The 19,994-nt window shown below is 62.0% G+C and carries 19 protein-coding genes; 6 read left to right on the forward strand and 13 right to left on the reverse strand.

The features are described 5' to 3' along the window. Position 1: 1 nt before the first annotated feature. Positions 2–757: a uroporphyrinogen-III C-methyltransferase gene (gene cobA, locus TK06_RS12030; RefSeq protein WP_063322263.1), complete on the forward strand. Its 756-nt coding sequence runs from the start codon at positions 2–4 to the stop codon at positions 755–757. A 197-nt stretch (positions 758–954) separates the two neighbouring features. On the opposite strand, the gene TK06_RS12035 is transcribed toward cobA, so the two are convergent. The 8 genes from TK06_RS12035 to ppsA form a co-directional block, all read right to left on the reverse strand. Then, positions 955–1,989 carry an OmpA family protein gene (locus TK06_RS12035; protein WP_063322264.1) on the reverse strand — a complete coding sequence of 345 codons (1,035 nt, stop codon included), beginning with the start codon at positions 1,987–1,989 and terminating at the stop codon, positions 955–957. A gap of 108 nt (positions 1,990–2,097) precedes the next feature. Beyond that, on the reverse strand, positions 2,098–2,688 hold the full coding sequence (gene sigX / locus TK06_RS12040; RefSeq protein ID WP_003183614.1) for an RNA polymerase sigma factor SigX: 591 nt from the start codon (positions 2,686–2,688) through the stop codon (positions 2,098–2,100). A gap of 91 nt (positions 2,689–2,779) precedes the next feature. Continuing rightward, the gene (locus TK06_RS12045) at positions 2,780–3,604 is read right to left on the reverse strand and encodes a mechanosensitive ion channel family protein (protein WP_003199523.1); all 825 of its coding nucleotides are present in this window, start codon (positions 3,602–3,604) and stop codon (positions 2,780–2,782) included. 2 nt (positions 3,605–3,606) lie between these two features. Next, the gene (locus TK06_RS12050) at positions 3,607–3,852 is read right to left on the reverse strand and encodes a hypothetical protein (RefSeq protein WP_003199521.1); all 246 of its coding nucleotides are present in this window, start codon (positions 3,850–3,852) and stop codon (positions 3,607–3,609) included. 63 nt (positions 3,853–3,915) lie between these two features. Next, positions 3,916–4,911 carry a zinc transporter ZntB gene (locus tag TK06_RS12055; protein WP_063322265.1) on the reverse strand — a complete coding sequence of 332 codons (996 nt, stop codon included), beginning with the start codon at positions 4,909–4,911 and terminating at the stop codon, positions 3,916–3,918. Between the two features lie 25 nt (positions 4,912–4,936). Then, positions 4,937–5,428, reverse strand: a complete 492-nt coding sequence (gene rraA, locus TK06_RS12060; protein WP_003199517.1) for a ribonuclease E activity regulator RraA — start codon at positions 5,426–5,428, stop codon at positions 4,937–4,939. A gap of 126 nt (positions 5,429–5,554) precedes the next feature. After that, positions 5,555–6,544 carry an alpha/beta fold hydrolase gene (locus TK06_RS12065; protein WP_063322266.1) on the reverse strand — a complete coding sequence of 330 codons (990 nt, stop codon included), beginning with the start codon at positions 6,542–6,544 and terminating at the stop codon, positions 5,555–5,557. A gap of 252 nt (positions 6,545–6,796) precedes the next feature. Continuing rightward, on the reverse strand, positions 6,797–9,172 hold the full coding sequence (gene ppsA / locus TK06_RS12070; RefSeq protein ID WP_063322267.1) for a phosphoenolpyruvate synthase: 2,376 nt from the start codon (positions 9,170–9,172) through the stop codon (positions 6,797–6,799). A gap of 184 nt (positions 9,173–9,356) precedes the next feature. On the opposite strand from ppsA, the gene ppsR reads away from it, so the two are divergent. Further along, positions 9,357–10,175 carry a posphoenolpyruvate synthetase regulatory kinase/phosphorylase PpsR gene (gene ppsR, locus TK06_RS12075; protein WP_014337326.1) on the forward strand — a complete coding sequence of 273 codons (819 nt, stop codon included), beginning with the start codon at positions 9,357–9,359 and terminating at the stop codon, positions 10,173–10,175. Between the two features lie 132 nt (positions 10,176–10,307). Here the strand turns inward: ppsR and TK06_RS12080 are convergent, their stop codons facing one another. Continuing rightward, complete coding sequence (locus TK06_RS12080; RefSeq protein WP_063322268.1) at positions 10,308–11,153, reverse strand: type 1 glutamine amidotransferase domain-containing protein; 846 nt, start codon at positions 11,151–11,153, stop codon at positions 10,308–10,310. Positions 11,154–11,256: 103 nt separating this feature from the next. Between TK06_RS12080 and TK06_RS12085 the strand changes: the two genes are divergently transcribed. After that, entirely contained in the window at positions 11,257–12,153 is an 897-nt protein-coding gene (locus TK06_RS12085; RefSeq protein ID WP_063322269.1) for a LysR family transcriptional regulator, read from the forward strand. A gap of 187 nt (positions 12,154–12,340) precedes the next feature. Here the strand turns inward: TK06_RS12085 and TK06_RS12090 are convergent, their stop codons facing one another. From TK06_RS12090 to TK06_RS12105, 4 genes are all read right to left on the reverse strand, one after another. Further along, entirely contained in the window at positions 12,341–12,568 is a 228-nt protein-coding gene (locus tag TK06_RS12090) for an MbtH family protein (protein WP_063322270.1), read from the reverse strand. Positions 12,569–12,652: 84 nt separating this feature from the next. Continuing rightward, the gene (locus TK06_RS12095) at positions 12,653–14,065 is read right to left on the reverse strand and encodes an aspartate aminotransferase family protein (RefSeq protein WP_063322271.1); all 1,413 of its coding nucleotides are present in this window, start codon (positions 14,063–14,065) and stop codon (positions 12,653–12,655) included. A 340-nt stretch (positions 14,066–14,405) separates the two neighbouring features. Then, positions 14,406–15,740 carry a sensor histidine kinase gene (locus TK06_RS12100; protein WP_063322272.1) on the reverse strand — a complete coding sequence of 445 codons (1,335 nt, stop codon included), beginning with the start codon at positions 15,738–15,740 and terminating at the stop codon, positions 14,406–14,408. Next, complete coding sequence (locus TK06_RS12105) at positions 15,737–16,417, reverse strand: response regulator (protein ID WP_063322273.1); 681 nt, start codon at positions 16,415–16,417, stop codon at positions 15,737–15,739. The genes TK06_RS12100 and TK06_RS12105 overlap by 4 nt, the downstream gene beginning before the upstream one ends. 175 nt (positions 16,418–16,592) lie before the next feature. Here TK06_RS12105 and dsbD point away from each other — a divergent pair, with 175 nt between their 5' ends. The 3 genes from dsbD to dsbG are packed head-to-tail and all read left to right on the forward strand — an operon-like array spanning position 16,593 to position 19,932. Next, positions 16,593–18,320: a protein-disulfide reductase DsbD gene (gene dsbD / locus TK06_RS12110; RefSeq protein ID WP_063322274.1), complete on the forward strand. Its 1,728-nt coding sequence runs from the start codon at positions 16,593–16,595 to the stop codon at positions 18,318–18,320. Further along, positions 18,320–19,189, forward strand: a complete 870-nt coding sequence (locus tag TK06_RS12115) for a TlpA family protein disulfide reductase (protein WP_063322275.1) — start codon at positions 18,320–18,322, stop codon at positions 19,187–19,189. Before dsbD ends, TK06_RS12115 begins: the two co-directional genes overlap by 1 nt. Beyond that, entirely contained in the window at positions 19,165–19,932 is a 768-nt protein-coding gene (dsbG, locus tag TK06_RS12120; RefSeq protein ID WP_063322276.1) for a thiol:disulfide interchange protein DsbG, read from the forward strand. Before TK06_RS12115 ends, dsbG begins: the two co-directional genes overlap by 25 nt. Positions 19,933–19,994 lie beyond the last annotated feature (62 nt).

Genomic DNA, 19,994 nt, shown 5'->3' on the forward strand with positions numbered 1-19,994 from the left:
TATGAACGCAAAAGTCTGGCTGGTGGGTGCAGGTCCTGGTGACCCTGAATTACTGACCCTCAAAGCCGTGCGCGCCCTGCGCGAGGCCGACGTGGTGTTGATCGACGATCTGGTCAACGCAGCGGTGCTGGAACATTGCCCCGATGCGCGCATCATTGCCGTGGGCAAGCGCGGCGGGTGCCGCTCCACACCCCAGGCCTTCATTCATCGATTGATGCTGCGTTATGCCCGCCAGGGCAAATGCGTGGTGCGCCTCAAGGGCGGCGACCCCTGCATCTTCGGCCGCGGTGGTGAAGAGGCGCAGTGGCTGCGCGAGCAGGGTGTCGAAGTGGAGATGGTCAATGGCATCACCGCCGGCCTCGCGGGGGCGACCCAATGCGATATTCCACTGACCCTGCGCGGGGTTGCCCGGGGCGTGACGCTGGTGACGGCCCACACCCAGGACGGCAGTAGCCTGAACTGGCAAGCCTTGGCGCAAAGCGGCACGACGCTGGTGGTGTACATGGGTGTGGCGAAGCTGAGCGAGATCCGCGAACAGTTGCTGGCCGGTGGCTTGGCGGCGAACACGCCTGTCGCCATGATCGAAAATGCGTCCCTGCCCCATCAACGTGACTGCCGCAGCGACTTGGCCTCGATGGAAGCCGATGCGAACGCCTTTCAACTCAAGAGCCCGGCGATCCTGGTGATTGGCGCGGTGGCAGCGGCCGCTGAACTCGCCGGATCGCAGCCTGCGTGGGTCCAGGCGTCGGCGCTATAACAAACCACACCGAACCTGTGGGAGCGAGCCTGTTCGCGATAGCGGTGGGTCTGCATCATTGATGTTGACTGATACGCCGCCATCGCGAGCAAGCCCGCTCCCACAGGTATTGTTTTGTCTGGCACAAGCTGCGTCCCACAAATCGCAGACAAAGAAAAGCCCGGCCTAAGCCGGGCTTTTCTATAGCGTCAGGCTAATTACTTAGCTTGGGCTTCAACCTGCGCTTCTACGCGACGGTTAACTGCACGACCAGCTTCAGTGGCGTTGTCGGCAACTGGGCGGGATTCGCCGTAGCCAACAGCCTGAACGCGGGACGATTCAACACCGTACTGGTTGGTCAGAACTTGTTGAACGGCTTTTGCACGACGCTCAGACAGTTTCTGGTTGTAAGCGTCAGGACCGACGGAGTCAGTGTGACCTTCAACAGTGGTGCTGGTGGATGGGTACTGCTTCATGAAGTCAGCCAGGTTCTTGATGTCGCCGTAGCTGTTAGGCTTGACAACCGACTTGTCGAAGTCGAACTTCACGTCCAGCTCAACACGTACGACTTCAGCAACAGCTGGGCAGCCATCAGCGTCAACGGTTACGTTGGCTGGGGTGTCAGGGCACTTGTCGACGTTGTCGCACACGCCATCGTTGTCGCTGTCGGAGCAGACTTCAGCCGGAGCTGGAACTGGAGCAGCAGCAGGCTTGGAGCCGCCACCGAAGTTCACACCGATACCGACGCTTGGAGCCCACTCGGTGTCGCCCTGGTCGATGTTGTACTGAGCTTCAACGCCGGCACGGGCGTAGAAGTTCTCGGTGAAGTACAGCTTGGCGCCGCCACCAACGTTGGCGAAGGTGGAACGGTTACGACCGTTGCTGCCATTCTGGTCGATGCTCTGGTCGGAGAAACCGGCAGAGACGTAAGGACGCAGCATGTCGCCTGGGTTGTTGAAGTGGTACAGAGCGTCCAGAGCGGTGTTGGCGCCTTTGACGTTGGTGCCGTCGTCAGTACGGGCGTTGTGCACTTCGTCGTAGGCCAGACGCAGTTCAACGTCGTCGGTCAGGAAGTAACCAACCGAACCGCCGAACAGGTTGCCGTTGTTCTTGAAGTTACGAGCGCTGTCGAATTGTTCTTTCTTGGCGAAGCCTTCGATTTCAACTGCGCCTTGGCCTTGTGCCAGAGCGCCGAACGAAGTGGCAGCAATCAAAGAACCAATGGCAAAGCCCAAGGTGTTTTTCAGTTTCATCCGTTAAATCCCCATCTGGTGATTGTGAAGCAGTCCCGCAAACCGGGGGACAACTCGGCGGCAAGTCTATCAGAACTTGCCTACACGTAAGAGATATTTGCGCCGAACTTAAGTTTCAGCAATGCCCGCAAATTTCTCACGCAATTTGTCGAGCGCGCGCTTGTAACGCATTTTTGTCGCGCTCAAACCCATATGCATTATGTCTGCGATCTCCTGGAATTCCAGCTCTGCGACAAATCGTAGCACCAGAATTTCCCGATCGATCGGGTTCACATAGACCAGCCAGCGATCGAGTCCCCCCTTCTCCTCGGGCTTGGGCGCCTTATCTTCCGACGCTTCCTCCAGAGGATCCAGGCTCAAAGCGTCCATCAAGCGACGCTTTCGCCGTTCCTTGCGATACTGCGTGATGCATTCGTTGTAGGTGATGCTGTAGAGCCAGGTCTTGAACTTCGATTTCCCCTCGAAGTTCTTCAGGCCATACAGCACCTTCAACATCACCTCCTGACAGACATCATCAGCATCGCGATCGTTCCCAAGATATCGTGCACAAACGTTAAATAATGTTCTCTGGTAACGGCGCATCAACTCTTCATAGGCGCGCGTTACGTGAAACAGCTCGGTATGCGCGCGCGCGACCAACTCCTCATCGGAGAGATCACGGGGGTCGTAGCGCGTAGATAGCGATTGGGGTTTGTTCAAAACAAGTCGGGCCGACAGTCTAGGTCAATGTGCGCCGCAGCCTGCGATAGCAGGCATTTTGCGGCGGCATACATTAGCAGGATTTGCCGGGTTAGCGGCTACTCACATGCTGTTCCAGCAGGATCCGATTGGAAAGCGACACCAGCTCGCCCTCCTCGGTCAGCAATGTGGTCTTCACCGTGCCAATCTCTTCGATCTGGCCTTCGACCTCGCCTACACGCACTTGTTGCCCAACCTCATACAATTCACGCACATAGATTCCCGCCAGTATCTGACCGGCGATTTCACGACTCCCCAATCCCATTGCCAGCGCAACCGCCAGACCAACGGTAATCAAAACGATCACGATCACGTGGTTGAGCAGGTCTGTCTTGACCTCCAACTGGCTGATCGCCACCGAAATACTTATGATGATCACCAGGCCCTGGGCAATTCGCCCTACGCCAGCGGCGTAGTCCAGCCCCACGCCCTCGGCCGCGCCGCGCACCAGCCCATTGGCCAGTTGCGCCAGCAGAACGCCGACCAGCAATACCAGCGCAGCACCAAAAACCTTCGGCAAATACAATGCGAGCATATCGAGCGTCGCCGAAACTCGCTCAAGGCCAAGGGATTCTGCTGCGGAAACCAGGAAAATCAGCAATACAAACCAGTACACGATCTTGCCGACCAGGGTCGAGATCGGTACCTGGATGCCGCCACGGGACAGCAACTTGGTCAGGCCGGTGCCGCCCATCAGGCGATCGAGGCCCAGCTTGGCGAGCAACTTGGACAGCAACGTGTCCAGCAGCTTGGCCACGACAAAGCCCAACAGCAGCACCACCAGGGCGCCGAAGAGGTTCGGGATGAAGTTAGCTACTTTGGTCCACAACGCAGTCATCGCCGTGACGAGGCTCTGGGTCCAGAGATCAAGTTCCATATTCAATCAGCCTTATCAGCGGTGCGAGTAACAGGTTTACGGCGGGAAACCGGCGAGAGATGGGCCGATCCGTTATTCAGGGCAATCATCAGCGCGGGCAACCAGCGGCCCAGCAGGCTGAACAGATCGCCGGCGCCGACCTGGCGGTTGGCGGTTTTCAGTACACGTCCCAGGCATGCATCGTCGTCCCGGCTGGACGGCGAAGCCTTGAGCATGTCGCGCAAAGACTGTTCAAACGGATCGTGCATACGCACCTCTCGTGATGTCTGTGGAAGACGCGATCAAATTTCGTCGGGTCACATGAAACCCCATCACACCCAGCGCAAACGACGGAACAACCACCACTGCCCCAGCGCCACGCAGATCATCAGCAAGCACGCGACCATGAAACCGTAGGGGCTTTCGGAAAACGGAATGCCGCCGACGTTGATACCCAGAAGGCCGGTGAGAAAACTCATCGGCAGGAAAATCCCGGTGACGATACCGAAGCGGTACATGGTGCGGTTCATGCGCACCGAAAGGCGTCGGTCTTCGGCCTCCAGCACAAGCCCCACGCGCTCTCGAGTCAATTCCAGCTCCTCGAGGTAACGGGTCAGGCTGTTGTTCAATTCGTTCCAGTAGTCGCCGTCATCGTCGCAAAACCATGGCAGTTTGAGCCGCGTCATCTGGCCGAAGATGTCCCGCTGTGGCGCCAGGAATCGCTTGAGCCCGGCAGCCCGTCGACGGATGTGCAAAATGGCGTCGTGCTCGGGAGTATACCGTTCGTCGGTATCGAGTTTTTCTTCCTCGCCATCGACGATTTCGGAGAGGCAGGTGACCAGGTCCTGCACCTTATTGGTGAGGTATTGCGCCATGTAGAGGATGAGTTCGGACGCCGTCTTCGGGCCCTTGCCCTCGGCCAGTTGCGCCAGTAGCTCATCGGTGGCGCGCAACGGACGCAGGCGCAGGGAGATCACCCGCTGGGCGGACGCAAAGATCCGTACCGACACCATGTCTTCAGGTTCGGCGCCCGGGTTGAGATTGATCCCCCGCAGGAACAGCAGCAGCTCGGCATTGGGCAACGGCAACAGCCGCGGCCGGGTGTTTTCTTCGAGCAGCAGGTCGCAGTTGAACTCGCTCAGGCCACTGGATTTGCGCAACCAGGTGTGGGTTTGCGGATGACTGCGATCCCAGTGCAGCCACAGGCTTTCGTGGGCCTGCAACTGCAAATCGTCGAGTTCGGTCCGGGCTATGGAACGCGCGCCGCCTTTACCGTCCAGCACCAGGGCATGCACCAGCCCCCACTGCGCGTTTTCTTCCTCGAACATCCTCATCCCTTATGGCTGTACTGCTTCATTCAGGCATTTTCAGCGGGCTTGGCGAGACGATCACGCCGTTATTGTCCGCATAGACATACTCGCCCGGACGAAACGTCACGCCGGCAAAGGTCACCGGCACATTGAGTTCGCCAACGCCGCGCCGGTCGGTCTTCATCGGGTGACTGGCCAGGGCCTGGACCCCGAGGTCCGTCTGGGCAATGATGTCGACGTCGCGGATGCAACCGTAGACCACCAGCCCTTCCCAGCCGTTTTTCGCGGCCTTTTCCGCCAGCATGTCCCCCAGCAGCGCCCGACGCAGGGAACCGCCGCCATCGACCACCAGCACCTTGCCGTTGCCCTTGAGTTCAACCTGCTCCTTGACCCGCGAGTTGTCCTCGAAGCACTTGATGGTCACGATTTCGCCGCCGAAGGAATCGCGGCCGCCGAAATTGCTGAACATCGGCTCCAACACCTGCACCAGTTCCGGGTAGGCGTCGCACAGGTCGGGCGTGAGGTAATGGTTCATCGAACAACTCCTGAAAGGCTGGAACGTCAGACTGAATGAACAACCGTTTGTGACTGGAACCGCTTGAAGCGTCATATCTTAGCCGCAAGCCGACAAGAGCGAAATGCCCTTGTCAGAGCCTTCGCCTCAAACCGCCTCGGCCAACTGGGGCTGTTCCGCCAGCAAAGGGGCCTGCTGATCCTTGAGCCAACGCACCACCAGCGGCCAGACTTCAAGATGCGCGGCCTTGCTCACCAGCATCTCGACGTGACCAAAGTCTTCGGTGAACCCCTGTCCCCGGCCCAGGCAGACAAACTGCTTGTGCTCGGAACCGATCTGATCGAAGAGTTTGCGGCACGCCCAGGTCGGGTCCTGGTGATCGCCTGCGGCACTCACGGCCAACACCGGTAACTGGACATCGGCCAACCCGGCCCACCAGTTCTTCTCGGCATCGCCGAAACGTCCGAACAGGCCGTACCAGCGCATGCTTTCCAGGGCCAGGCCGATGGGCTCGTCCTCGGGGCCGCGCTTGAGCCTTGAACCGGACAATTGGGCAAAACGCTTGAGAATGAAGCGACCGCTCCACTCCACTGGCGGAATCTTCAGCGGCCAGTAGGTACGGCTGACCTGGGTACCAAAAAACGCCGCCGAAGCCACCGCCGGCTTGCCCAGGTAATGGCCGCCCAAGGCGGCCGCCAGGGTGATGCCCCCCAGGGAATGACCGATCCAGTGGGGCACTTGCCCGCTCTGCTCACGCACGAAGGCGCCAATGGCCGGCAAGTCGTAGCGGGCGTAGTCGGCCACGCGATTGTTGCGATAACCCTGGTTGCGCTGGGACAACCCATGGCCGCGCATCTCGGGGATCCAGACATCGAACCCCAGGCGTGTCAGGTACGCGCCCAGGCCCAGGCCCTTGGGGGAATACCAGAAGCGCCGATTGGAAAAGCTGCCGTGCAACAGGATCACCGGGACCCCGCGGGTTTCGCAGGCGTCGGCCATGCCCAGCCGGGTGACGGCCAGTTCGACGCTGGCGTCCGGGCTGTTGCCGGGTTTCAAGCGATAGACGTCTTCGCTCAGATCACCGCGCCGCTCGGCGCTGATCAGGGCGACAGGAAAGAGGTTGCTGCTGCTTTGCATAATGCTCTTGCACAAAAAAGGGCGGCATCTGTCAGGAGCCCGCCCTACTTCAATCAAAAAGGGGTCGTGTAACTGTAACGCTGCTCATTGAAGAGGATAAGTGAAACCGTGGCGAGGGAGCTTGCTCCCGCCGGACTGCTTAGCAGTCCCTTTTTTGTGAGCGCTTCGCACTCAAGCGGGAGCAAGCTCCCTCGCCACAATGAACTTCACCAACCTGTAAACAGTATTACCATTGACCGCCCCTTCACTCGATCAGACCGCTGCCTGACCCTCAGCCAGGAAGAACCAGGTTTCCAACACGGAGTCCGGGTTCAACGAAACGCTTTCGATGCCCTGCTCCATCAGCCACTTGGCCAGGTCCGGGTGGTCCGAAGGGCCCTGGCCGCAGATGCCGATGTACTTGCCGGCCTTGTTGCAGGCGGCAATGGCGTTGGCCAGCAGCTTCTTGACCGCCGGATTACGCTCGTCGAACAGGTGCGCGATGATCCCGGAATCGCGGTCCAGGCCCAGGGTCAGCTGGGTCAGGTCGTTGGAACCGATGGAGAAACCGTCGAAGAACTCGAGGAATTCTTCAGCCAGGATCGCGTTGGATGGCAGCTCGCACATCATGATCACGCGCAGGCCATTGTCGCCACGGGCCAGACCGTTTTCGGCCAGCAGATCGACGACCTGGCTAGCTTCGCCCAGGGTCCGGACGAACGGCACCATGATCTCGACGTTGGTCAGGCCCATTTCGTTGCGCACACGCTTGAGGGCGCGGCATTCGAGCTCGAAGCAGTCGCGGAACGATTCGCTGATGTAGCGCGAAGCACCACGGAAGCCCAGCATCGGGTTCTCTTCTTCCGGCTCGTAGAGCTTGCCGCCGATCAGGTTGGCGTATTCGTTGGACTTGAAGTCCGACAGGCGCACGATGACCTTTTTCGGCCAGAACGCCGCCGCCAGGGTGCTGATGCCTTCCACCAGCTTCTCGACGTAGAAACCGACCGGATCGTTGTAACCGGCAATGCGCTTGTCGACGCTGTCCTTGATGTCCTGCGGCAGGCCGTCGTAGTTCAGCAGTGCCTTGGGGTGCACGCCGATCATGCGGTTGATGATGAACTCCAGGCGGGCCAGGCCCACGCCAGCGTTCGGCAGTTGCGCGAAGTCAAAGGCGCGATCCGGGTTGCCGACGTTCATCATGATCTTGAACGGCAGGTCCGGCATGGCGTCCACGGAGTTCTTCTTGATGTCGAAGCCCAGTTCGCCCTCGAAGATGTAGCCGGTATCGCCTTCGGCGCAGGACACGGTCACGCCCTGGCCGTCTTTCAACAACTGGGTGGCGTTGCCGCAACCCACCACGGCCGGGATCCCCAGTTCGCGGGCGATGATCGCCGCGTGGCAGGTACGCCCGCCGCGGTTGGTGACGATGGCGCTGGCGCGCTTCATCACCGGTTCCCAGTCCGGGTCGGTCATGTCGGAGACCAGTACGTCGCCGGCCTGGACCTTGTCCATCTCCGAGACGTCGTTGATGATCCGTACCTTGCCGGCGCCGATGCGCTGGCCGATGGCACGGCCTTCCACCAGCACGGTGCCGGTTTCTTTCAACAGGTAACGTTCCATGACGTTGGCCTGGGTGCGGCTCTTCACGGTTTCCGGACGGGCCTGCACGATGTACAGCTTGCCGTCGTCACCGTCCTTGGCCCATTCGATGTCCATCGGGCACTTGTAGTGCTGCTCGATGATCATCGCCTGCTTGGCCAGTTCGCTGACTTCGGCGTCAGTCAGGCAGAAACGCGCGCGCTCGGCCTTGTCCACGTCGACGGTCTTCACCGAACGACCGGCCTTGGCTTCGTCGCCGTAGATCATCTTGATGGCCTTGCTGCCCAGGTTGCGGCGCAGGATGGCCGGGCGACCGGCTTGCAGCGTGCCTTTGTGGACGTAGAACTCATCGGGGTTCACCGCGCCCTGCACGACGGTTTCACCCAGGCCGTAGGCGCCGGTGATGAACACCACGTCACGGAAGCCCGACTCGGTGTCGAGGGTGAACATCACGCCGGCGGTGCCGGTTTCGGAGCGGACCATGCGCTGCACACCAGCGGACAGGGCAACCAGCTTGTGGTCGAAGCCCTGGTGCACGCGGTAGGAAATGGCACGGTCGTTGAAAAGGGAGGCGAAGACTTCCTTGGCGGCACGGATGACGTTTTCCACGCCACGGATGTTCAGGAAGGTTTCCTGCTGGCCGGCGAAGGAGGCATCCGGCAGGTCTTCGGCGGTGGCCGAGGAACGCACGGCGACGGCGATGTCGGGATTGCCTTCGGACAGCTTGGCGAAAGCGGTGCGAATCTCGGCGTTCAGTTTTTCGGGGAACTCGGCTTCCATGATCCATTGGCGGATCTGGGCGCCAGTCTTGGCCAGGGCATTGACGTCATCGACGTCCAGGGCATCGAGCGCATCGTGGATCTGCTTGTTCAGGCCGCTCAGTTCCAGGAAATCACGATAAGCCTGGGCGGTCGTGGCGAAGCCACCTGGCACCGATACACCGGCACCGGCGAGGTTACTGATCATCTCGCCCAGGGATGCGTTCTTGCCCCCCACATGCTCTACATCATGGACGCCGAGCTTATCGAGGGAAACTACGTACTCTACCAAGGTGATCTCTCCACTAACTGTGTTGGAAAAGCTCAAGGCACCGGTGGCTCCAGGGGAGCGATGACCGGCGATATGGCCTGGACCTGGAAAATAAGTGAGAATGCGGGCCACTGGCGGCCAGCAAATCGCGCCTATCATATCCAAGAATCGTCACTAGCTCACTAGCTTAAGGCCCAAGGCGCAAATGAAACGATCTGCTTTCTTTATCTCCGACGGCACCGGCATTACGGCCGAAACGCTAGGCCAAAGCCTGTTGGCACAGTTCGAAAACATTACCTTCGCCAAGTTCATACGGCCGTACATCGACAACGTCGACAAGGCGCGGGCCATGGTACAGCAAATCAATAAAGCCGCCGAAACCGACGGTTTCCGCCCGATTATCTTCGATACCATCGTCAATCAGGACATCCGTGAGATTCTCGCAACGTCCAATGGTTTCATGATCGACATTTTTTCCACGTTCCTGGCGCCCCTGGAACAGGAACTGAGCGAGCATTCCTCCTACTCGGTCGGCAAGTCCCACTCCATTGGCCACAACTCCAACTACATGGAGCGGATAGAGGCGGTCAACTTCGCGCTGGACAACGATGACGGGGCCCGCACGCATTATTACGACAAGGCCGACCTGATCCTAGTGGGGGTGTCGCGCTGTGGTAAGACGCCGACGTGCCTGTACATGGCGATGCAGTTCGGCATCCGTGCGGCCAACTATCCGCTGACCGAAGACGACATGGAGCGCCTGCAACTGCCCAGCGCCCTGCGCGCCCACCAGCACAAGCTGTTCGGCCTGACCATCGACCCGGACCGCCTCACCGCGATCCGCAACGAGCGCAAGCCCAATAGCCGCTATTCGAGCTATGCCCAGTGCGAGTTCGAAGTGCGCGAGGTGGAAAACCTGTTCCGGCGGGAGAATATTCCCCATATCAACTCCACGCATTTTTCCGTGGAAGAGATTTCGGCGAAGATCCTGGTGGAGAAAGGGGTGGAGCGGCGGTTCAAATAACCAGACGGCGTGCCGGAAAGCCTGTGGGAGCGAGCTTGCTCGCGATGACGGAGTGTCAGCCAACATTGATCTTGCTGACCCACCGCAATCGCGAGCAAGCTCGCTCCCACAAGGGATAGGAAGCCTTCCGGCCTATGGTTTCAACCGCTTGAGCAACGCCTGCCCCACCTCCAGCGCCGACGCCGGGTTCTGGCCGGTAATCAGTTCCCGATCCTTCACCACATGGGACGTCCATGGCGCGGTATTGCTGCTGTAGCGCCCGCCCGCCTGCTCCAGCGCGGTCTGTGGATAGAATTTCATGGTCCCGCCGCCCAACAACCCCTTGGCGAGTTCTTCTTCCTGGTTGCTGATCACCGTCATGTTGTACCCCTTGTAGATCCAGTCGGACGGGGGCGAGGCCTGGCCTTTGCTGGCCAACCGACCGACGAAGCCCTTGGCATCAGGCAAGGTCGAGAGCAACGCGATCGGGCCGTGGCAGACCAGCGCGGTGGTCTTGCCCTTGTCATGGAAATGCGTCAACACCCGCCCCAGCGGTGCGCTGGTGAGCAAATCCTGCATGGGCGCATGCCCGCCGGGAATGTACAGGGCATCGAACTGTTCCAGACCGATCTGCTCGACACGGGCCAGGCTGATCACCGGTGAGTCCTTGGCCGAAGTGATATTCAGTTGAGCCAGTAACGCCTGGTAACGCTCCAACTCCGCCGGGTCATTATTGAAGTACATCTTGTCCACCGAGGACCGGTCCAGCGTCGGCGCCTTGCCCTCCGGGGTGGCAAACGTCACGTGGTGACCGGCATCCAGCAACAGCTTCACCGGCTGCAGCAATTCGTTGAGGTAAAACCCGGTGGAGAAGACCTTGCCATTGTTCAGATCCAGATGATCGGAATCCGACAGGACCACCAGCACGTTATCGGCATGGGCCGCGACGCCAATACCCGCCAGAACGACAGACGTTGCCAAGGTCGTGAGCTTTTTCATGATGACTCCAGGATGTTTCGATAAAAGATGCGCTCACTGTATTGATGCCCCGACCGGCGATAAACTGGCGCGCCGGAACATCACTTGGCCCCTGGAGGCAACAATGGCACGCCGATTCGATTATCTGGCCGACGTGGAAGCCTTCGTCACGGTCGTGGAAAAAGGCACCCTCAGCGCCGGTGCCGTGGCACTGGGGACCACGCCTTCGGTATTGAGCCGGGCCATTTCCCGCCTCGAAGCCCGGCTCGGCGTACAGCTGCTGCGACGCACCACGCGGCGGCTGAACCTGACCGACGCCGGCACGTTGTACCTGGAACAGTCACGCTCGGCCTTTGCCCTGATTGACGACGCCGAGCGGCGAATCCAGGGCCAGGACGGTGTCTTGACCGGTCGCGTGCGCTTGAGCGTGCCGACCACCTACGGTCATTACCGCTTGCCCTCGCTGCTGTCGCGTTTCGCCGAGGCTTACCCGCAAGTTCGGGTCGAGTTGAGTATCACCAACCGCAACGTCGATCTGGTGGCCGAGGGGTATGACCTGGCGATCCGCCTTGGGCCACTGCCGGACAGCGGCCTGGTCGGGCGCAAGCTCGAAGACGCTCGCCTGTGCCTGGTGGCCGCGCCGCATTACCTGGAACGCGCCGGAACACCCCGGCACGTCGATGAACTGGCTGCCCACGCCTGCCTGCCTTTCGTAATGCCCAGCAGCGGACGCATCGCACCCTGGCTGTTTCGCGACAATCATGAAGACCGGGAATGGCTGCCGGCGGGCAATGTGCAAGTGTCCGATGATGTATTGGGTATCGTGTCCCTGGCACAGGCCGGGATGGGGATCTGCCAGACCTATGAGTTCATTGTCCGGGAGCGAATCGAGCGCGGGGAATTGATGGCTTTGCTGGAGGACTTTGGCGGGCGCAGCCGACCCTTTTCAATCATCTACCCGCCCCATCGGCAATTGCCGGCGGCGGCGAGGGCGTTGATTGATTTTTTGATCGAGCAATAGCGGGTAATGTCGGCCTTTGTGGGAGCGAGCTTGCTCGCGAGTGCGGAGTGTCAGCCGGCATTGATGTTGCCGATCCACCGCTATCGCGAGCAAGCTCGCTCCCACAGGGGTTCTGATGTGGCTGCAAGATTTGTGTTCTCCCGCAGCCTTCCTGTGGAAAGCTTTCTTGCTGCCACAGGCTCTACATTTAGTGGGCCGCAGCCGCCTGCTCTTCCATCTTCTTGCGCAGGCTCAGCGGGCGCATGTCGGTCCAGACTTCTTCGATGTAGGCCAGGCATTCCTTCTTGAACCCGCTTTTGCCGACGGTACGCCAGCCTTCGGGGACGGCCTTGTAGTCTGGCCAGATCGAATACTGTTCTTCGTGGTTGACCACGACCTGAAAGACGATGTCCTCGCGGTCGAATACTGAAGTCATGGGTGTCTCTCCATCTTTGCTCGAGGTTCGCTGCGTCACATGCGCAGCCAGGATATGAAAGGAACGTACGGGCCCGGGTGAAAATTAGCTGTCGGTGACCGCCGCCTGCAGGGCTCGCCCGAAAATCTCGGCAACCCGGTCGATTTCCGCCTTTGTGATGATCAGCGGTGGCAGGAACCGCACCACGCCGCCCTGCCGGCCACCCAGCTCCAGGATCAGCCCGCGCTTGAGGCATTCGCGCTGCAACCGTGGCGCCAGGCCTGCATGCACCGGCGGATGGCCCAAGGCGTCGGGCTTACCCGTCGGGTCCACCAGTTCAACACCGAGCATCAACCCGCGACCGCGGATATCGCCCAATTGTGGGAAGTCCCGCTGCAGGATGCGCAGGTGCTCGCTCAGGCGTTCGCCCATGGCGGCGGCGTGGGCCGGCAAGGCGTGTTCCTGCAGATAGCGCATCACCGCGGAACCGGCGGCCATGGCCATCTGATTGCCACGGAAGGTGCCGGCGTGAGCACCCGGCAGCCAGGTGTCGAGCCAGTCGCGATAAACCACCACCGCCAGCGGCAGGCTGCCACCGATGGCCTTGGACAGCACGACCACGTCCGGGATGATCCCGGCGTGCTCGAACGCAAACATTTTGCCGGTACGGCCGAAACCGCTCTGGATTTCGTCGACGATCAACGCCACACCGGCCTGCTCGGTGATCCGCCGCAAACCGCGTAGCCAGTCCAGATCAGCGGGAATCACCCCGCCCTCGCCCTGCACCACTTCGACGATGACGGCTGCCGGCAATTGCACGCCAGCCTCGGGGTCATTCAGCAGGTTTTCCAGGTAATGCAGATTGGCCTTGACGCCCGCCACACCGCCCAGCCCGAACGGGCAGCGGTAATCGTAGGGGTACGGCATGAATTGCACGCCATTGCTGAGCAAGGCGCCCAAGGGTTTCTTCGGCCCCAGGCTGCCCATCAGGCTCAACGCCCCTTGGCTCATGCCGTGATAACCACCCTGGAACGACAGCACGGTGCTGCGGCCGGTGGCGGTGCGCACCAGCTTGAGGGCGGCTTCCACCGCGTCGGTACCGGTGGGGCCGCAGAACTGGATCTTCGCCTCGGCGGCAAGCGCCGCCGGCAACAAGCCGAACAGGTCCTGGACGAAACGGTCCTTGACCGGCGTGGTCAAGTCCAGGGTATGCAACGGCAGCTCATCGGCCAGCACCTGCTGGATCGCCTCGATCACCACCGGATGGTTATGCCCCAGCGCCAAGGTGCCGGCGCCGGCCAGGCAGTCGATGAAGGTGCGACCCTCGACGTCCTCGACATACAGCCCCTTGGCACGCTTGAGGGCCAAGGGAATCCGCCGTGGGTAGCTGCGGGCATTGGACTCCTGCCGACTCTGGCGGGCCAGCAGCGGCGACTCATTGAATTGATAGAGCGTCTCGGCCGGTGCAGGGCTGACCCGTGCCGGCTGTGCTTCGATAAGGCTGTTGGCGACTGACATCTCTCGACCCCCGCAATCCACTGTAAGTAGCGACCCAAATGGCACACCGCACAGGTGCGTATCCGGTCGGGCGCACATGCAGGTTTCCTGTTGAGGAAACGCATCAGCGAGGCAAGGATTTACTCCCGGGCCGTGCAATCGTGTCTCGATACCGCGCATTGCCTGGGGATTGTCCATGTTCTTGGGGGTTGCCTGGATCATTGTGGCGAGGGAGCTTGCTCCCGCTGGACCGCGAAGCGGGCCCAAATCCGTCGCCCGGAACCGTCAGACTCACCGCGTCCCCTGGTTCTGGGGCTGCTGCGCAGCCCAGCGGGAGCAAGCTCCCTCGCCACGGAACCACTCACTTGAGCAGGGGCTGCTGCACCGGCACCGTCAACTCGACCCGCAGCCCATCCGGGCGCGTGTCGAAATGCAGGCCGCAACCGCAACGCTGGACGATGGCCTGGACGATCGCCAGCCCCAGGCCGCAGCCGGTGCTCTGGCCATTGCGCCAGAAGCGCTGGGTCAGGTGTTGGATGTCGTCGGCGGCGATGCCGGGGCCGTGGTCGCGGACCTGGAAGCGCACGCGCTGGCCGACCATCTCCAGGCTCAGCTCCACCTCGGTATCGTCCGGAGTATGGCGCAGGGCATTATCCAGCAGGTTGCGCAAGGCGGCGATGGAGAGCACCGCCGGCATCTGCACCGGTGCATCGGACAACCCTGGGGATACGTGCAACCTGATCCGCCGGGAATCACTGCTGGCGGCATCCTGGATCGCCAGCCGGGCGACCTGCTCGGCGTTGCATTGCACGCCATCGTCGAACGACAGGCTACCTTCTACCCGCGCCAGCAGCAGCAACTGTTCGAGCGTGCGATGCATGCGGTCGGTGCCCTCCTCGGCCCGGGCCAGGGATTGGTCGCGGGCGGCGCCCTCGGTCATGCGCGCCACTTGCAGGTGCGTCTTGATCGCGGTCAGCGGGCTGCGCAGCTCGTGGGCGGCGTCGCCGGTCAGCCGTCGCTCGCGCTCGATGGTCTTGCCGATGCGCTGGAACAACTGGTTCTGGGTCTCCAGCAGCGGTCGCAATTCGCTGGGCAGTGGATGGATCTGCAAGGGCTCCAGGGAATCGGCGCTGCGCCGCATCAGCGCATCGCGCATGCGATTGAGTGGTGCCAGGCCCTGGCCGATGCCCAGCCACAACAGGCACAGACAACCGAGCAATGCCACGCCCACCGGCACCGAGGCGGCCAGCAGTATCGACATGTTCAGGGCCTCGCGCTCGATCTGGCGGTCGGCGGTGGTGATGCGCAAGTCACCCCGGGCCAGGGTGAAGCTGCGCCAGGGCGCACCATCGATCATCTGGTCGTGGAAGCCCATTTTCTCGGCTTCCAGGGTTTGCTCTGGGGTGCCGTGGCTGCGGGCCAGAATCTCGCCGCGCAAGGAGCTGACCTGACAGGCCATGCCGCCGGGAATGCTCAATTGCTCGGAACTCAAATGCGTGCCGTCGCCCTTGCTGGGCAGCGGCGGCATCTGTTCCAGCAACCCGGCAACCATCCGCGCCGAGGCCACCAGGCGCTGGTCGAGGGAGAACATCATCTGGTTGCGCAGGTCACTGAGCATCCACACCGCGGCCAGGGCCCAGATCAGGGCGAAAGCCGCGCCGAGGGTCAGGCTCAGGCGCAGTCGCAGGCTCATCACTTGGAGGGCTCTCCACCTTCGGCCGGCCCCAGGCGATAGCCCAGGCCGCGCACAGTCTCGACAATCCCGTTGCCCAACTTGCGCCGCAGGTGATGGATATGGACGTTGAGGGCGTTGCTTTCCAATTCGTCGTTGAAGCCGTAGACGCTGTCCTTGAGTTGTTCGGTGGACAGCACCCGGCCGCGACTGTGCAGCAGCGCCTGCAACAGCGATTGCTCGCGCCGGGACAGATCCACCGGCTGGCCGTCCAGGGTGGTTTCCCGACTGCTGGGGTCGTAGGTCAAGCGACCGTGCTCGATCAGGTTGACGCTGCGCCCCGCCACGCGCCGCAGCAACGTGTGCAGGCGCGCCGCAAGCTCGCGCAGGTCGAAGGGTTTGAGCAGGTAGTCATCGGCGCCGGCCTGCAAGCCGTCGACCCGGTCGGTTACCGAGTCTCGGGCAGTGAGGATCAGCACCGGCGTCTGCATCCCCTGCTGGCGCAGTTGCCTGAGCAGCTTGAGACCGTCCTCGTCGGGCAATCCCAGATCCAGCACCATGACGTCGAATTCCGCCACGCCGACCATCGCCCGCGCCGCCGATGCGGTGGCGACGTGCTCGACAGTCAGGCCCTGCGCCGTAAGGCCGGCAACGATCCCGCTGGCAATCAACTCATCGTCTTCGCAGACCAGTACGCGCATGGTAAGCCCCGTGGAAAAAGGTACATTAGGCCGCCGGCCGATTAAGCCGACATTATGCGACGAGTACGGCCAACATGGGCGATCATTGCTGCCTGCCGGTCGTCGCCGGGTTAATCGACGGTTAATCGCCAGCCGCCATTGTGTTTTCCACTTGCTTCGTTCTAAGGCTTTATCCATGCGTCGATTGTTTTTGCTGTGGCTGTTCCTGATCTCGGGCCTGGCCCAGGCCGCCAATCCCTTCGAAACCAAACCCGATTTCCTGCCGGTGGAAAAGGCGTTCGTGTTTACCTCCGAACGCCTGGACTCCGGTGAAACCCAGCTGTTCTGGCAGATCGCCGATGGGTACTACTTGTATCAGCAGCGGCTCAAGTTCGATGGCCTGGCCGAGGCGCAAAAACCCAAGCTGCCGGAGGGTGAAGCCCACAGCGACGAGTTTTTCGGCGACCAGCAGGTCTATCGCCAGGCGCTGGAGCTGAAGATTCCGGCCGGTGCCACGGGCAAGATCAAGGTCGGCTTCCAGGGCTGCGCCGACGCCGGCCTGTGCTATCCACCCCAGACCCAAGTGGTCGACCTGGGTGGCAGCGCACCGGTGGCGGCCAGCGGCGAGGCGCCGGACCAGGCCCTGGCCAGCGGCCTGCAACAACGGGCCTTGGGCTGGAGCCTGCTGGTGTTCTTCGGCTTGGGCCTGCTGCTGGCGTTCACCCCCTGTTCGCTGCCGATGCTGCCGATCCTGGCCGGGCTGGTGGTAGGCAGCGGCGCCGGGCCGAGACGCGGCCTGGCCTTGGCCGGCAGCTACGTGATCAGCATGGCCCTGGTGTACGCCGCCATGGGCGTGCTCGCCGCGCTGCTGGGCGCCAACCTCCAGGCGCTGCTGCAACAACCGTGGCTGCTGGGCAGCTTCGCGGCGGTATTCGTGTTGCTGGCGCTGCCCATGTTCGGCTTCTTCGAATTGCAATTGCCGGCCGCCCTGCGTGACCGCCTGGAAAACGCCGGGCGCCAGCGCCGCGGCGGCAGCCTGGTGGGTGCCGGGATCCTCGGGGCGCTGTCCGGCCTGTTGGTGGGCCCGTGCATGACCGCGCCGCTGGCCGGCGCGCTGTTGTACATCGCCCAGAGCGGCAATGCGCTGCACGGCGGGCTGATCCTGTTCACCATGGGCATCGGCATGGGCCTGCCATTGTTGCTGCTGGTGACCGTGGGCAACCGCTTCCTGCCCAAGCCCGGCGCCTGGATGAACCTGCTCAAGGGCGTGTTCGGCTTCCTGTTCCTGGGCACCGCGTTGCTGATGATTCGCCCGATCATCGACGGTTCGTTGTGGGTCGGCCTGTGGGGCGTGCTGTTGTTGATCGCCGCCTACAGCGCCTGGCGCCAGACCGAAGGGTTCGGCCGCATCGCCTATGTCTGCGGCAGCGCTTCGTTGCTGTTCGGCCTGTGGGGCAGCCTGCTGGTAATTGGCGCCGCGGGCGGCGGCGATGATTTCTTCCAGCCCCTGAAGGTCTACGCCGGCACCGAGGGCCGCGCGACCGTCAGTGCCCACGATGCGTTCGTCACGGTCAGCGAGCCCACCGCCCTGCAGCGGGAACTGGACGCCGCCAAGGCCCAGGGCCAGTGGGTGCTGCTGGACTACTACGCCGACTGGTGCGTGTCCTGCAAGATCATGGAAAAACAGGTCTTCGGTCGCCGCGAAGTGCTCGACGCCCTGAACGGTGTGCGCCTGCTGCGCTTGGACGTCACCGCCGACAACCCCGCCAGCCGGGAACTGCTGGGCCGTTACCAAGTGCCGGGGCCGCCGAGCCTGCTGTGGATCGGCGCCGACGGTGAAGAACGCCGCAGCCAGCGGATCACCGGGGAAGTCGACGCCAAGGCGTTCCTGGAGCGCTGGAACCTCACCCGGGACGCGCGCTGATGCTGACGTTCACCTTGGGCACCTTTGCCATCGCCCTCAACCACCTGTTGCTCATCAGCGCCCTGGCGCTGGCGACCTTCGTGGGCTGGCGGGTGGCCAAGCGCGGGGGCGAAAACCCCGAGTCGGTACTGTTCGTGCTGTTTCTACTGGGCCTGCTGGCTGCACGGGTCGGCTTCGTCGTCGCCTATTGGCAACATTACCGGGACGACCCGTGGCAGATCGTCGACCTGCGCGACGGTGGCTTCCTGGCCTGGCCGGGCATCGTGGCGCTGCTGATTGCCGCCTTGTTGTGGGCACGGCGCCGTCCGCCCCTGCGCCGACCATTGGGCTTCGGCGTCGGCAGCGGCTTGCTGTTCTGGCTGGTGGCGACCCTGTCGTTGACGATTTATGAACAAGGCACGCGGCTGCCAGACATCACCCTGCGCACCGCCGACGGCGAGACCGTGAAACTCACCGATTACCAGGGCGGCCCCCTGGTGATCAATCTATGGGCCACCTGGTGCCCGCCCTGCCGGCGTGAAATGCCGGTGCTCGAAGAAGCCCAGCAACAGCGTCCGGACCTGACCTTCCTGTTCGTCAATCAGGCCGAAAGCATGCAAAGCGTCAGCACCTACCTCGCCACCCAAGGCCTGAGCCTGGACAACGTGTTGTTCGATGGCAGCGGCCGCCTCGGCCAGGCTGTCGGCTCCATGGCCCTGCCGACCACCCTGTTCTACAGCGCCGATGGCCACCTGCTGGGCAGCCACCTGGGGGAATTGTCGGAAGCGAGCCTGGCTCGCGCCCTGGAAAACTTCGAAACGCCGGACTTGTCCATAACGCCCCACTCCGCCACAAGGAAAACGCCATGCCCCGCCTCCGCCACCTGCTGACCCTGGCCGTCGCCACCGCACTGTCGCAGGCCCCGCTGCTCCAGGCCGAAGAATTGCCTGCAGCGATCAAGAAGATCGAAGCCAAGGGCGCGAAAATCATCGGCACCTTCGACGCGCCGGACGGCTTGCGCGGTTACGCGGCGCAATACCAGAACCGTGGCATGGCGCTGTACCTGACCCCGGATGGGCAACACGTCCTGCTGGGCAACCTGTACGACGCCGACGGCAAGGACCTGAGCGCCGAGCCACTGCAAAAACTGGTTTATGCACCGATGGCCAAGGCCATCTGGGCGAAGATGGAGGGCAGCAACTGGATCGCCGACGGCAACAAGGACGCACCGCGCACGGTGTACCTGTTCAGCGACCCGAACTGCCCGTACTGCAACATGTTCTGGGAACAGGCTCGGCCCTGGGTCAAGGCCGGCAAGGTGCAGTTGCGCCACATCATGGTGGGCATCATCCGCGAAGACAGCCCAGGTAAATCCGCCGCCTTGCTGGCGGCCAAGGACCCGGAAAAAGCCCTGGCCGAGCATGAAAAGGCCGGCAAGGGCAGCCCGCTCAAACCGCTCAAGGACATACCGCCGGCCATCCAGGCAAAACTGGACGCCAACCAACAGTTGATGGACGAACTGGAACTGTCCGCCACACCGGCGATTTTCTATCTGGATGAAAAAGGCGAGCTGCAACAGCAGCAAGGCGCGCCGTCGCCGGACAAACTGGTGAAGATTCTCGGGCCGAAGTAAAGCCCTGGACAAACACCTGTGGCGAGGGGATTTATCCCCGCTGGGGCGCGAAGCGGCCCCAA

This window comes from Pseudomonas fluorescens, assembly GCF_001623525.1.
Classification (GTDB): Bacteria; Pseudomonadota; Gammaproteobacteria; order Pseudomonadales; family Pseudomonadaceae; genus Aquipseudomonas; species Aquipseudomonas fluorescens_Q.